Genomic DNA, 13234 nt, shown 5'->3' on the forward strand with positions numbered 1-13234 from the left:
TGTTCAGCCGTTCTGTCGGCCGTTGTCCTGACCCTGGTCCTCGTTCGGATTCTGCGCGCCACCCTGCGGATGGCCCGGGTAGGGCTGATACGGATAAGGCGGCGGCGGAGCCGCACCGGCGGCGTTGGGGTTGTGCCACGCCGGATGAGGCGGCGGATACCAGTAGCCCTGGGGCTGTTGGACGGGCGGCTGCTGCTGGTGCTGCGGCGGCCAACCGGGCGCGTGCCAGCCGGCGGGTGCGCCGTAGTCCGGCTGGGTGGGCCCCTGGATTCCGTTGGCGCCGTTGCCGTTGGTCCCGTTCTTGGGGGCCTCGGCCATCTGCTCGGCCTCGGCCTCCTTTGTCGCCGCGGCGATCGCGGCCTTGAACGCCGGCTCGGGCACCGGCTTGGGCCACGGCTCGCCGCGCTCCATGGCGAGCTCGCCGGGCGTCTTGATCGGCGGCTTGTCCGACGGCACGCGGCCACCGAAGTCGTCGAACATGGTCAACCGCGGCCGCTTCTTGACGTCTCCGAAGATCGCCTGGAGTTCGACGCGGTGCAACGTCTCCTTCTCCAGCAGCTCGCCGGCCAGGATGTCGAGCACGTCGCGGTACTCGGTCAGGATCTCCCACGCCTCGGTGTGCGCGGCCTCGATCAGCTTGCGCACCTCGTCGTCGATGATCTGGGCGACCTCGTGGCTGTAGTCGGCCTGGGTGCCCATGGTGCGGCCGAGGAACGGGTCGCCGTGCTCGGTGCCGTAGCGCACGGCCCCGAGCTTGGAACTCATGCCGTACTCGGTGACCATCGCGCGGGCGATCTTGGTGGCCTGCTCGATGTCGGAGACCGCACCGGTGGTCGGCTCGCGGAACACCAGCTCTTCGGCAGCGCGCCCGCCCATCGCGAACACCAGGCGGGCGATCATCTCCGAGCGCGTCATCAGGCCCTTGTCGTCCTCGGGCACCGCCATGGCGTGTCCGCCGGTGCGGCCGCGGGCCAGGATCGTCACCTTGTAGATGGGCTCGATGTCGGGCATCGCCCACGCCGCCAGGGTGTGCCCGCCCTCGTGGTAGGCGGTGATCTTCTTCTCGTGCTCACTGATGATGCGGCTCTTGCGGCGCGGACCGCCGACGACGCGGTCGACGGCCTCCTCCAGCGCGGGGCCGGTGATGACCGTGCCGTTCTCGCGGGCGGTGAGCAGGGCGGCCTCGTTGATGACGTTGGCCAGGTCGGCGCCGGACATGCCGACCGTCCGCTTCGCCAGCCCGTCGAGGTCGGTGTCGTCGGCGATCGGCTTGCCTTGCGAGTGCACCCGCAGCACGGCACGGCGGCCGGCCAGGTCGGGGTTGGACACCGGGATCTGGCGGTCGAAGCGGCCGGGCCGCAGCAGCGCCGGATCGAGGATGTCGGGCCGGTTGGTCGCGGCGATCAGGATGACGCCCTGGCGGTCGCCGAAGCCGTCCATCTCGACGAGCAACTGGTTCAGCGTCTGCTCGCGCTCGTCGTGACCGCCGCCGAGGCCCGCCCCGCGCTGGCGGCCGACGGCGTCGATCTCGTCGACGAAGATGATGCAGGGGCTGTTCTGCTTGGCCTGCTCGAACAGGTCGCGGACCCGCGAGGCGCCGACGCCGACGAACATCTCGACGAAGTCCGAGCCGGAGATCGTGAAGAACGGCACCCCTGCCTCACCGGCGACGGCACGCGCGAGCAGCGTCTTACCGGTGCCGGGCGGCCCGTACAGCAGCACGCCCTTGGGGATCTTCGCGCCCAGCGCCTGATAGCGAGACGGGTTCTGCAGGAAGTCCTTGATCTCGTAGAGCTCCTCGACCGCCTCGTCGACGCCTGCGACGTCGGCGAACGTGGTCTTGGGCATGTCCTTGGTGAGCTGCTTGGCCCGCGACTTGCCGAAGCCGAAGCCCATCCGGCCGCCGGTCTGCATGCGCGAGAACATGATGAACAGGCCGACCAGCAGCAGCAGGGGCAGCATGTAGATCAGCAGGGAGCCGAGCATGCTGCCCTGGTTGACCACGGTGTTGGTCTTGACGTTCTTGGCCTGCAGCGCGTCGAACAGCGTCGCCCCGTACCCAGTGGGGTACTTCGTGATGATCTTGTCGCTATCAGAGGTGTCGCCGTTGCCGCTCTTCAGGTCGAGCCGCAGCTGCTGCTCGCGGTCGTCGATCTGCGCGCTCTCGACGTTGTCGCGATTGATCTGGGCGACCGCCACCGAGGTGTCGATCGGCTTGTAGCCGCGGGTGTCGTCGCTGAAGTAATAGAACGACCAGCCCAGCAGCAGCACGACCGCGATCACGGTGAGCGTGCGGATAACGTTTTTCCGGTTCATCAACTATCCGTCGTCTTTCGGCCGCCCGCGGGCCTGTGCCTTCTCGGCCGCCCGCGGCTTCTATCCTCTCAGCCGCAAGCGGCCGGCGTCCCTTTCACTCTGCGCAGCTGAGAAACCTCAAGGCTACCGCTAGACCAACGAACCACGGTTCCCGACGGTGCGCACGCCCAGCGCACTGCGGTTCGCGGGCCACTTGCGATTCGCGTTCCCAACCGTAGGTTCGCGGGGAAGATGGTCGACGTGCTTACACCGACCGAGCGGTTCGTCGAAACGAACGGGGTCCGACTGCGGGTTCTGGAGGCCGGTGAGACTGGGGCGCCACTGGTGGTGCTGGCGCACGGCTTCCCCGAACTGGCGTACTCGTGGCGGCACCAGATGCCCGCGCTGGCCGAGGCCGGCTTCCACGTGCTGGCGCCCGACCAGCGTGGGTACGGCGCCTCGGCCAAGCCGGACGCCGTCGAGGCCTACACCATGGTCGAGTTGAGCGCCGACATCGTCGGGCTGCTCGACGACGTCGGTGCCGAGCGCGCGGCGATCGTCGGCCACGACTTCGGCGCCGTCGTGGCGTGGACGGCGCCGCTGCTGCATCCGGACCGGTTCGCCGCGGTGGCGGGGCTCAGCGTGCCGCCGGTGCCCCGCCCGCAGGTGCCCACCACGCAGGCCTTCCGCCGGATCTTCGGCGACAGCTTCTTCTACATCCTCTACTTCCAGGAGCCCGGCCCTGCCGACGCCGAGCTCAACCGGGACCCGGCCGCCACGCTGCGCAAGCTGCTCGGCTCGCTCGGGCCGCCGGCCGACGAAGCCGCGGCGCTGCGGATGGTGCAGCCGGGTCCGGAGGGCTTCCTCGAGCGCATGCCGGATCCCGGCGGCCTGCCCGACTGGATCACCGACGAGGAGTTCGACCATTACGTCGAGGAGTTCACCCGCAACGGGTTCACCGCGCCGCTGATGTGGTACCGCTGCTTCGACCGCAACTGGGAGCTGACCGCGACGACCCCGGCCGCCACCATCGCCGTCCCCGCGCTGTTCATCGGTGGCGCCGACGACCCCACGCTGGCCTACACGCCGCGGCACCGGGTCCGCGAGGTGGTCTCCGGCGAGTACCGCGAGGTCATGATCGCCGGTGCCGGGCACTGGCTTCAACAGGAGCGGCCCGCCGAGGTCAACGCCGAGCTGCTGAAGTTCCTTGCGGCGGTGGATTTCTGATGCGCGCCGCCGTTCTGCGCGATGGGCGGATGGTGGTGCGCGACGACGTTCCCGACCCCGTGCCGGGTCCCGGGCAGGTTCTCGTCGGTGTGCAGGCATGCGGGATCTGCGGGTCCGATCTGCACTTCGCCGAGCACGGAGCCGAACTGGTGTCGCTCGGTGCGCAGATGAAGGGGTTGCCGGGCGACCGCCCGCGACTCGACCTGTCCAAGGACGTGTTCCTCGGTCACGAGTTCAGCGCCGAGGTGCTCGAGGCGGGACCGGGAACCGACGCGCCCGCACCGGGCACCGTCGTCACTTCCGTTCCCGCACTGCTGCATCCGACCGGGGTGGAGCCGATCTTCTCGTCGAACACGACGATCGGAGGGTACGCCGAGCGGATGCTGCTGTCGGCGCCGTTGTTGCTGACCGTGCCGAACGGTCTCGACGCCCGCCGCGCCGCGCTGACCGAACCGATGGCCGTCGGCCTGCACGCGGTGAACAAGTCGGCGATCGACCGGGCCGAGACTGCGCTGGTGCTCGGCTGCGGCCCGGTCGGCATCGCGATCATCGCCGCCCTGCGCCACCGCGGCGTGGAACACATTGTGGCCGCCGACTTCTCGACGACCAGGCGACAGCTCGCCGAGACCATGGGCGCGCACGAGACGCACGACCCCGCGCAGGGTTCGCCGTTCGACAGTGTCACGCCCGCGGTGGTGTTCGAAGCCGTCGGTGCGCGCGGCCTTCTGAGCGACGTCCTGCGCGAGGCGCCCGTCGGCGCGCGGGTGGTGGTGGCGGGCGTATGCATGGAGCCCGACAGCGTCGTGCCGTTCTTCGGCAACGCCAAGGAGATCACCCTGGTGTTCGTGTACGCCTACGACCTGGACGAGTTCGCGCAGTCGCTGCGCTCGATCGCCGAGGGCGAGATCGACGTCTCGCCGCTGATCACCGGTGAGGTCGGCCTGGACGGAATCGGCGCCGCGTTCGACGAACTCGCTCACCCCGACGCGCACTGCAAGATCCTGGTGACACCCTGAAGTAGGGTGCCAGGCATGCCGATCGCAGCCCGGTTGAAGACGCCGACCAATCTCCTCGTTATCGCCGCGGCCGGGATGACGTTCGTGGTGTCGGGCTGTGACGCGGCGTCGGGTCCAGCGGCGACGGCCGAGTCCGAGCTGCGCCAGGTGACCGTGCTGGGCTCCGGGGACGTGCAGGGCGAGCCGGACACCCTCAACGTCAACGCCTCGATCGAGTTCATCGCCCCCGACGTCACCGGCGCGATGAACCAGACCAGCGAGCGCCAGCAGGCGGTGATCAACGCACTGGTGGACGCCGGAGTCGAGCGCAAGGACATCAGCACCTCCGAGGTGAGCCTGCAACCGCAGTTCTCCGGGGCGTCCGACAACCCGCAGGCCATCGTCGGCTACCGCGCGAGCAATTCGATCGACATCAAGATCCGTCAACTCGACGCGGCGTCGCAGGCGCTGGCGCTGATCGTCAGCAGCGGCGGCAACGCCACCCGGATCAACTCGGTGAACTACTCGCTCGAGGACGATTCGCAGCTGGTGCGCGACGCGCGCAGCCGCGCCTACAACGACGCCAAGGAGCGCGCCGACCAGTACGCGCAGCTGTCCGGGATGGACCTCGGCAAGGTCGTCTCGATCTCCGAGGCGCAGGGGCCGACACCGCCCATCCCGCTGCCCAGCACCCGCGGCGCCGAAATGGCCGCCGTGCCATTGGAACCCGGCCAGCAGACCGTCGGGTTCACCGTGACCGTCGTCTGGGAGCTGACCTAACCCGCGGGAGCGATGTCGACCGGTATGCCGTTGAGCACCGCGGTGCCCGACAGCGGATCCAGGCTGTTGCCGTCGTTGAGCTGGTTGACATTCACACCCGGTTGGCCGGCCGCGAGCTGTTGGCCGGTGCCGTCGCGGTCGTGGCCCCAGCCGTGCGGCAGTGACACCACGCCGCGGCGCATGCCCGGTGCGAGTTCTATCGGCGCGAGCAGTTCGCCGCCGGGCCCCTTCACGACGGCGGTGTCGGTCAGGCCGAGATCGGCGGCGTCGTCGGGATGGATCCGCAACGTGCACCGGTTCGACCCGCCGGCCAGCGCGGGCAGATTGTGCATCCAGCTGTTGTTGGACCGCAGATGTCGCCGCCCGATGAGCAGGAAGCCGTCGCCGCGGCCGCCGAGCGCATCGCGCAGCCGCTTGGCGTCGGTGACCAGCGGCTCGGGCGCGAGTTCGACTCGGCCCGTTGGTGTCCGCAGCACCTGGGCGAGACGCGATTGCAGCGGTCCGAGGTCGATGCCGTGCGGCGCGACCTTGAGCTTGGCCAGGGTCAAGCCGTCGGGGCGGGTGCCGAACGCGTCGCCGTAGGCACCGAGTCGCAGCATCATGTCCAGGCGCCGTTCGTAACCCGGACCGGTCGGCAGCATCGCGGTCAGTTCGTCGACCGACCGCCCGGCGACAGGTGAGTCGGGGTCGGCGACCTCCTTGGCCAGCGTGGTCGCGATGACCTGCTCGTCGACCAGGGCGGGGTCACCGTCCACGCCGATGCCGTACAGCAGCAGCGCGATTCGCGACAAGATCTCGGTCTCGTCGGGGCGGTCGCGCAGCGGCAGCGCCGGCGGTGAGTAGCGCGCGTTGTTGCGCACCGCCAGGCCGTTGAGCGCGACATCGAAGTGCGCGCTGCGCGACGGGGGCGGTGGCGGCAGGATGACGTCGGCGTGGCGGGTGGTCTCGTTGAGGTACGGGTCGATAGAAATCATGAAGTCCATGAATCCTCCGGCCAGCGCCCGGTCGAGGCGATCGCCGTCCGGCGCCGACAACACCGGGTTGCCCGCGATCGTGACCATCGCCTTGATCTGCCCGTCGCCGGGCGTTTCGATCTCCTCGGCGAGTGCGGCCGCCGGGAACTCCGACAGCGCCTCGGGATACCCCGAGACGCGGCTGTGCCAGCGGCCGGTCAGAAAGCCGCGGCCCGGCTTCGGCGGACGAGGTGCCGCAGCGATCGGGGAGAGCGGAAACATCGCACCGCCGGGGCGGTCGAGGTTTCCGGTCAGGACGTTGACGACGTCGACGAGCCAGCTGCCCAGCGTGCCGAATTCGACTGTGGACGTGCCGATCCGGCCGTAGACGGCGGCCGACGGCGCAGCGGCGATCTCGCGCGCCAGCGTGCGGATGTCATCGGCGGGCACGTCGCAGTGAGCCGCGACGGTCTCCGGTGCGAAGTCGACCGCGAGCGCGCGCACCTCCTCGACACCGTTGACGAGGTCCTCCAGTGCGCCGAGGTCGACGAGGTCCTCGTCGAACAGCACGTGCACGAGACCCAGCAGCAGCGCCGCGTCGGTGCCCGGGCGCGGAGCGAGGTGTCGGTCGGCGACCTCGGCGGTGCGGGTGCGGGCGGGGTCGATGACGACGAGGCGCCCGCCGCGCTTGCGCAACGCGCGCAGCTTGCCGGGGAAGTCCGCGGCAGTCGTCACACTGCCGTTGGAGACCAGCGGATTGGCGCCGATGATGACGAGGTAGTCGGTGCGGTCGAGGTCCGGAACGGTGAAGGCCACCGGGTTGCCGAACATGTAGCCGAGCGCGACGTGTTTGGGCATCTGGTCGAGCGTGCTCGCCGAGTAGACCTGACGGGTGCCCAGCGCCTTCACGACCACCGGCGTATACAGCCCACCGGCGACGGTGTGGGCGTTCGGATTGCCCAGGTAGACGCCGACCGACGCCCCGCCGTGCCTGGCGATCGCGCCGCCGAGGCCCTCGGCCACGGCGGCGAAGGCCTCCTCCCATGTCGCTTCGGTGAGCCGGCCGTCGCGGCGGACCAGCGGACGGGTCAGCCGGTCGGGGTCGTTGTCGAGTTCGGCGAAGCTGGCGCCCTTCGGGCAGATGAAGCCGTGGCTGAACACGTCGTCCTTGTCACCGCGGGCGCCGGTCACGCGCCCGTCGTCGATGGTCAGCGTCAGGCCGCAGGTGGCCTCGCACAGGGGACAGATCCGCAGGGCGGTGGTGGTCATCCCGGCATTGTGCGCCGCCGAAGAACCTTTCGCCACTACCTGCGACGTCAAGCTACTGCTGGTCGTAGACCTTCGGGTCGAGCGTGCCGATGTAGTTCAGGTCGCGGTAGCGCTCGGCGTAGTCCAGGCCGTAGCCGACGACGAACTCGTTGGGGATGTCGAAGCCCACGTGGGCGATGTCGACGTCCGCGCGCACCGCGTCCGGCTTGCGCAACAGCGCGCACACCCGCAACGAGCGCGGGTGGCGGGTTGCGAGGTTGCGCAGCAGCCAGGACAGCGTCAGACCGGAGTCGACGATGTCCTCGACGATCAGCACGTCGCGGCCGTTGATGTCGCGGTCGAGGTCCTTGAGAATGCGCACCACACCGGACGACGACGTCGACGATCCGTAGGAGCTGACGGCCATGAACTCCAGCTGCGTCGGCAGGGGGATCGCGCGCGCCAGGTCGGTGACGAAGAACACCGCACCCTTGAGCACGGTCACCAGCAGCAGGTCCTGACCGTCGGGCCCGATCATCTCGCGGTATTCCTCGCCGATGCGCGCACCGAGTTCGGCGACCTTGGACTGGATCTCGTCGGATGAGAGCAGCACCGACTTGATGTCGCCGGGATAGGGCTCGGCGTGTTGGTCAGGCACCTGCACAGCTTTTCATGGTTCACACCGGCTCGGTGTGCAGGGTCAGCATGGCGTCGCGGCGGCCCGCGATCAGCCGCCGGCTGCGCAGCGCCGACCCGACCGCCACCCCGCCCTGTCCGCGCCAGGCCGTCACCAGCGCGTCCACCCCCCGGATGTGTTTGTCGGTCAGGTCGCACGCGCCGCCGGCGAGCAGCCAGCCACGAATCACCCTGCGCCGCAGGGCATCCGGCAGCGAAGCGAGTAACTTGGTGTCTAGCTCGCCGTGATGCGACATCTCGGTCAGTGCCTGACCCGCCAGCTCGTCGAGCGTGTCCGTGTCGGCCCGCAACGCGCCGGCCGTCCGGGCCAGCGCCTCGGCGACCCCGCCGCCGAGCACGTCCTCGAGCAGCGGCAGCACCTCGGTGCGCAGCCGCACCCGGGTGAACCGGCGGTCGGCGTTGTGCGGGTCGTGCCACGGCGTGAGCCCCAACTCGGCGCATGCCGAGTGCGTCACGGCGCGACGGACACCCAGGAGCGGCCGGTACCACGGCGGATCCCACGGTCGCATGCCCGCGATTGAGCGCGCACCGGAGCCGCGGCCCAGCCCCAGCAGCACCGTCTCGGCCTGGTCGTCCAGCGTGTGCCCCAGCAGTACCGGCGCGCCGTTTCGGGCGGCCTCGAGGGCTTGGTAGCGGGCGGTGCGGGCCGCCGCTTCGGGTCCGCCGGTCGCGCCGACGTCGACCCGAATCACCTCGGCGTCAACACATCCCAGCGACATTGCCTGCGCGCGCGCGGTGTGCGCAACCGTCGCGGAGTCAGGTTGCAGCTGGTGGTCGACGATCAGCGCAGTAGTGGGCCTGGACCCAGCGGCGACCGCCGTCAACGCCAGCGAGTCCGGCCCGCCGGACAGGGCCACACACCAGCGGTCGTCGTCGGACGCGAACTCCCGCGCGAACGCCGCGACGGCTGCCCGCAGCGTGGCTACAGCACCCGGTCGATCCATCGCCGCGGCTCGTCGATCTCTTTTGGCAGGGGCAGGGTTTCGGGCCCCGACCAGACGGCGTTGAACCGGTTCATGCCGACGGTGGACACCACTTCGTCGACGAAGGCCTTGCCCCGGGTGTACTGGCTGAGCTTGGCGTCGAAGCCCAGCAGCGCCCGCACCACCCGTTGCAGCGGCGGTTGTCTGCGTTGGCGGCGTTCGTCGAACCGCCGCCGGATCGTGGTCACCGACGGCACCACCGCAGGGCCGACGGCGTCCATCACATGGTCGGCGTGGCCTTCCAGCAGGGTGCCCAGCACGAGCAGTCGGTCCAGCGCCTCGCGCTGCGGCTCGGACTGTACCGCCCGCAGCAGCCCGATCATGCCGGCCGAATTCGCTTCCTGCGCAGCTCCGTTCGAGCGATTGCGGACGAACTCGGCCAACCTGCTGACGACCTGGGCGACGTCCTCGCCGCTCTCCTCGGTGAGCACGGCGAGCGCGCTGGACATGTGGTGGGCCAGCCACGGGTGGGCGCGGAACTGAACCCGGTGGGTGACCTCGTGCAGGCACACCCACAGCCGGAAGTCGTGGGGTTCGACCCGGAGTTGGCGCTCCACCGCGATCACGTTCGGGTAGACCAGCAGCAGTTCCCCACCCCCGGGACCGAACGGGTCGTATTGGCCGAGAATGCCCGAGGAGACGAAGGCCAGCACCGCACCGGTCTGCGCGCCGGTGATGCGTCCGGTGATCCGCGGACGCTGCCCGTCGGTGTCGTGGCCGCCGGTCATCACGCGCATGGACTGTGTCGCGGCCCGAATCCACTGCGGACGGTCCACGATCCGCGCCTCGGGAATCTCCCCGCCCTCGATCAGGCCGGTCACCTCACGCACCGGTAGCTCGGCCGAGCGCGACGCCTCTGCCAACTGCTCGACCACCTGGCGCCGGGTGTAGTCGGTGGCGGCCGGTCCGGGGCGGGCCAGCTTCTCGCCGACACTGGCGGCGAAGTTCCAGTCGACGGCGCGGCCGACGGACAGCGACGACTTGGCGGCCGGGCTCATGCGCTGCATCCGCACGAGCGCAGCGTGGCGGCCAGGTTGTCGAGCGCGATGCGCCCGGTGGGCCCGGCGTTGTTGGAGATCAGCGCGAAGGTCAGCACCCGGCCACTGGCGTCGGTGACGATGCCCGCCAACGAGTTAGTTCCGGTCAGCGAGCCCGTCTTGGCGCGCAGGAACCCGGCCGCCGGCTTGACGATGTCGGTGTCGAGGTAGCGGTTGGACAGCGTGCCGCTACCGCCCGCGATCGGCAGCAAGTCGACCAGCGGGCGCAGCTTCGGCTCCTCGCCGCCGACCGCGGCCTGCACGACCTCGTCGAGCGTCTCCGCGGTCAGCCGGTCGTCGACGGACAGGCCGCTGGAGTCGAACAACGTCGAGCCTGCGGTGTCGACATCGGCGGCCTCCAGGGTCCCGAGTGTCGCGCGGACCGCACCGTCGAAGCTCTGCGGACGGTTCGCCTGCGCGGCGACCTCGCGACCGATGGCCTCGGCCATCACGTTGTCGGAGGCGTTCATCATGTCGCGCAGCCGCGACATCAGGGGCGGCGACTGCACCGCAGCCAGCTCCTTGCCGCCGCTCGCGCTGCCGGGCAGCACCGTCACGGTCGCGGGGTCGACCTCGAGCGCCACCGCCAGCGCTCGGCCGGCGTCCAGCGCGGGGGTGCGCGAGCGCGCCGAGTCGACGCTCACCGGCTGCGTACGGCCGCCGTCGAGCATCACCGACTCCATCGGCGCGATGTCGCCGCCGTCGATGTCGACGGGGTCCCAGCCCGGCGCCATCGTCGGCCCGCTGAACGCACTCACGTCGACCTGCACCGCCGTCACCTCGAGGCCCGTGCGCTGCACCTGTTCGGCCAGGTCGCTGATGCGCGCCGCGTCGCGGTACCAGGTGTCCTGGCCGGTAGGCGCCGCCGACAGCGTGGGATCGCCGCCGCCCTTGAGCACCACCACGCCGGGCCTGGCGCCGCTGACGACGCGAGTGGTCAGCGTGGCGTCGCGGTCGAGCACCAGCAGCGCGGCCGCCGCGGTGAGCGTCTTGTTGGTCGATGCCGGCTGCATCGGGACGTCGGCACCCTGCGCCCACAACTCGGCGCCGGTGATCGCGTCGGTGACCCGGCCGGTCAGGTTGCCGAGGTTGGGATCCGCCAGCGCGGGCGCGAGCACGGCCGCCAGGCGGCCCGGTGTCGGCTTGGGCGCGGAGTCGGCGACTGGGACGACCGCAGGGCTGGCGGTCACTGGCGCCGGCGCGGGCTTGACGGCCGCGGCCTCGGTGGACCGGCCCGTGGTGAGGACGGCAGCCACCGCCACTACCACGGCGACCAGCAGCAACACCGCCACCCCGACCACCACATGTGTGGATCGCCGCCACTGAGTGGGCCGCATAACCCTCCTGATCGACTGGACCGCCCCCGTACAGCAGCGTATCCCTCCATTAGGGTGAGCCCGTCCCCAAGACCTTCAGCACAGGGCAAGGAGCCGTGGCGGTGCAGTTCGACGTAGTGATCGAGATCCCGAAGGGTTCGCGCAACAAGTACGAGGTCGACCACGACACCGGTCGGGTCAAGCTGGACCGCTACCTGTACACCTCGATGGCCTACCCCGCGGATTACGGGTTCTTCGAGAACACGCTCGGCGAGGACGGTGATCCGCTCGATGCCCTGGTGCTGATGACCGAGTCGGTGTTCCCCGGCTGCATCGTCGAGGCCCGCCCGGTCGCGATGTTCCAGATGACCGACGAGGCCGGCGGAGACGACAAGCTGTTGTGCGTGCCCGTCGGCGACCCGCGCTGGGATCAAATTCAGGATCTCGCCGACGTCCCCTCCTTCGAACTCGAGGCGATCAAGCACTTCTTCGTGCACTACAAGGACCTCGAGCCGGGCAAGTACGTCAAGGCCGCCGACTGGGTGGGCCGTCAGGAGGCCGAGGCCGAACTCCGAAATTCGGTGGAGCGGTACAAGAAGGCCGGTCACTGACCGGCAACTAATTTTCCTCGCCGTAACACGCGGTAACGTCCGCGTGCTCTGCGCCTCCCATCATTGCCCTTGTGTTGATGCATCAGGGGATCGGCCTCGAGGCGTTCAACGCAATGCCGTTGCGCAGGGCGGTGCACGCCCTGTTCGAGTGCTGCTACAGCGTCCCGTTGGCCGCGGACCTGGCCCGTGGTCGCCCGTACGCCGACCATGACTCGCTGTTGCGCCACGCCGACGAGTTGCTGTTCGGGCTGTCGGAGGATTCGATCGACTCGATCCTGCAGGCCTACCCGGACATCGGCCGACGCCCGGGCAGCGAGAAGTCGGCGGCCGAACAGTGCGCGATCTGGTGCGACGAGCCCGCGGTGATGGACCAGCTTGCGGTGGCGTCGAAGAAGTATCTCGAGCACTTCGGCTTCGGCTTCGTGATGTACGTCAACGGCTTCGCCGCTCAGGATGTGCTGGCGACCATGACCGACCGGCTGCTCAACGACTACGAGACCGAGCGCAAGGTGGTGCGCGACGAGTTGGCCCGCGTCAACCGCACGCGCCTGGAGCGCATGCTGGGACCTGAAGGCGGCTACGACAACTGGTGAGCTGGGCTAGGCCGATTGCCAGTCCCTGATCGCCGTCGCCTGCTTCTGCCCCAACTCGATCACCATGTCGGCGGGCACCGGATCGTTTGGCGGCCCGTCGAACTCGATCGTCGCCGCGGTGTTGCCCTCGGTGAACGTCAGCACGGTCACCGACTCGGTGCCGTCGGGCGACGTGCCGGTGACGATCGTTCCGCCGGTACCCACCGCGGCGGGTTGCGACTGCTGATTGGCGACCTCGGCCGCCGCACCGCCCAGCGCAGCCGTCGCCGCCTGGGTGTCGGACAACACCAGGATGGTGGTGGTGATCTGGCGCGTACCGCCCTCGCGGTGGTTGTATTCGGCCATCACGCCGGGCTGCCCGTTCGGGTCGATGTCCAGCGGTGCCGCGGTGTAGGCCAGCGAGTCGGTGATCGTGTTCGGATCCACCGGCAGGGTGCTGTAGTCGATGGATTGCGCTGTCGCCGAACCCGTTCCGATCGTCGCAGCGGCAGCCATGGCTG

General features: G+C 69.7%; 12 protein-coding genes. 5 read left to right on the top strand and 7 right to left on the bottom strand.

Annotated elements, in window-relative coordinates:
- Positions 1-3: 3 nt before the first annotated feature.
- The gene (ftsH, locus tag ABGB19_RS09100) at positions 4-2316 is read right to left on the bottom strand and encodes an ATP-dependent zinc metalloprotease FtsH (protein ID WP_347685527.1); all 2313 of its coding nucleotides are present in this window, start codon (positions 2314-2316) and stop codon (positions 4-6) included.
- Between the two features lie 240 nt (positions 2317-2556).
- Here ftsH and ABGB19_RS09105 point away from each other — a divergent pair, with 240 nt between their 5' ends.
- From ABGB19_RS09105 to ABGB19_RS09115, 3 genes are read left to right on the top strand one after another with little or no spacing between them, the layout of a single operon-like run.
- Positions 2557-3522, top strand: coding sequence for an alpha/beta hydrolase (locus tag ABGB19_RS09105; protein ID WP_347685528.1), 966 nt, complete (start codon positions 2557-2559; stop codon positions 3520-3522).
- Complete coding sequence (locus ABGB19_RS09110) at positions 3522-4538, top strand: zinc-binding dehydrogenase (protein WP_347685529.1); 1017 nt, start codon at positions 3522-3524, stop codon at positions 4536-4538. Before ABGB19_RS09105 ends, ABGB19_RS09110 begins: the two co-directional genes overlap by 1 nt.
- A 15-nt stretch (positions 4539-4553) precedes the next feature.
- Positions 4554-5297: an SIMPL domain-containing protein gene (locus ABGB19_RS09115; RefSeq protein WP_347685530.1), complete on the top strand. Its 744-nt coding sequence runs from the start codon at positions 4554-4556 to the stop codon at positions 5295-5297.
- Here ABGB19_RS09115 and ABGB19_RS09120 read toward each other — a convergent pair.
- From ABGB19_RS09120 to dacB, 5 genes are read right to left on the bottom strand one after another with little or no spacing between them, the layout of a single operon-like run.
- On the bottom strand, positions 5294-7519 hold the full coding sequence (locus ABGB19_RS09120) for a molybdopterin-dependent oxidoreductase (RefSeq protein WP_347685531.1): 2226 nt from the start codon (positions 7517-7519) through the stop codon (positions 5294-5296). The genes ABGB19_RS09115 and ABGB19_RS09120 overlap by 4 nt on opposite strands.
- Before the next feature lie 52 nt (positions 7520-7571).
- Positions 7572-8162: a hypoxanthine phosphoribosyltransferase gene (gene hpt / locus ABGB19_RS09125; protein ID WP_347685532.1), complete on the bottom strand. Its 591-nt coding sequence runs from the start codon at positions 8160-8162 to the stop codon at positions 7572-7574.
- 13 nt (positions 8163-8175) lie between these two features.
- On the bottom strand, positions 8176-9138 hold the full coding sequence (tilS, locus tag ABGB19_RS09130) for a tRNA lysidine(34) synthetase TilS (protein WP_347685533.1): 963 nt from the start codon (positions 9136-9138) through the stop codon (positions 8176-8178).
- Positions 9117-10184: a zinc-dependent metalloprotease gene (locus ABGB19_RS09135; RefSeq protein WP_347685678.1), complete on the bottom strand. Its 1068-nt coding sequence runs from the start codon at positions 10182-10184 to the stop codon at positions 9117-9119. Before ABGB19_RS09135 ends, tilS begins: the two co-directional genes overlap by 22 nt.
- Positions 10172-11551 carry a D-alanyl-D-alanine carboxypeptidase/D-alanyl-D-alanine-endopeptidase gene (gene dacB / locus ABGB19_RS09140; RefSeq protein ID WP_347685534.1) on the bottom strand — a complete coding sequence of 460 codons (1380 nt, stop codon included), beginning with the start codon at positions 11549-11551 and terminating at the stop codon, positions 10172-10174. The genes ABGB19_RS09135 and dacB overlap by 13 nt, the downstream gene beginning before the upstream one ends.
- A gap of 101 nt (positions 11552-11652) precedes the next feature.
- On the opposite strand from dacB, the gene ABGB19_RS09145 reads away from it, so the two are divergent.
- Both ABGB19_RS09145 and ABGB19_RS09150 read left to right on the top strand, forming a co-directional pair.
- Positions 11653-12141, top strand: coding sequence for an inorganic diphosphatase (locus ABGB19_RS09145; protein ID WP_347685535.1), 489 nt, complete (start codon positions 11653-11655; stop codon positions 12139-12141).
- Positions 12142-12212: 71 nt separating this feature from the next.
- Positions 12213-12734, top strand: coding sequence for a 2-oxo-4-hydroxy-4-carboxy-5-ureidoimidazoline decarboxylase (locus tag ABGB19_RS09150; RefSeq protein WP_347685536.1), 522 nt, complete (start codon positions 12213-12215; stop codon positions 12732-12734).
- Positions 12735-12740: 6 nt separating this feature from the next.
- Here the strand turns inward: ABGB19_RS09150 and ABGB19_RS09155 are convergent, their stop codons facing one another.
- Positions 12741-13229, bottom strand: coding sequence for a hypothetical protein (locus tag ABGB19_RS09155; protein ID WP_347685537.1), 489 nt, complete (start codon positions 13227-13229; stop codon positions 12741-12743).
- Positions 13230-13234: the final 5 nt, after the last annotated feature.

Origin of the sequence: Mycobacterium sp. B14F4, from assembly GCF_039871645.1 — a bacterium.
Lineage (GTDB): Bacteria > Actinomycetota > Actinomycetes > Mycobacteriales > Mycobacteriaceae > Mycobacterium.

Excerpts from the sequence above, each read along its gene's own strand:
- ftsH (WP_347685527.1), bottom strand. The coding sequence starts at position 2,316 with ATGAACCGGAAAAACGTTATCCGCACGCTCACCGTGATCGCGGTCGTG.
- ABGB19_RS09110 (WP_347685529.1), top strand. The coding sequence starts at position 3,522 with ATGCGCGCCGCCGTTCTGCGCGATGGGCGGATGGTGGTGCGCGACGAC.
- ABGB19_RS09115 (WP_347685530.1), top strand. The coding sequence starts at position 4,554 with ATGCCGATCGCAGCCCGGTTGAAGACGCCGACCAATCTCCTCGTTATC.
- ABGB19_RS09120 (WP_347685531.1), bottom strand. The coding sequence starts at position 7,519 with ATGACCACCACCGCCCTGCGGATCTGTCCCCTGTGCGAGGCCACCTGC.
- tilS (WP_347685533.1), bottom strand. The coding sequence starts at position 9,138 with ATGGATCGACCGGGTGCTGTAGCCACGCTGCGGGCAGCCGTCGCGGCG.
- ABGB19_RS09135 (WP_347685678.1), bottom strand. The coding sequence starts at position 10,184 with ATGCAGCGCATGAGCCCGGCCGCCAAGTCGTCGCTGTCCGTCGGCCGC.
- dacB (WP_347685534.1), bottom strand. The coding sequence starts at position 11,551 with ATGCGGCCCACTCAGTGGCGGCGATCCACACATGTGGTGGTCGGGGTG.
- ABGB19_RS09155 (WP_347685537.1), bottom strand. The coding sequence starts at position 13,229 with ATGGCTGCCGCTGCGACGATCGGAACGGGTTCGGCGACAGCGCAATCC.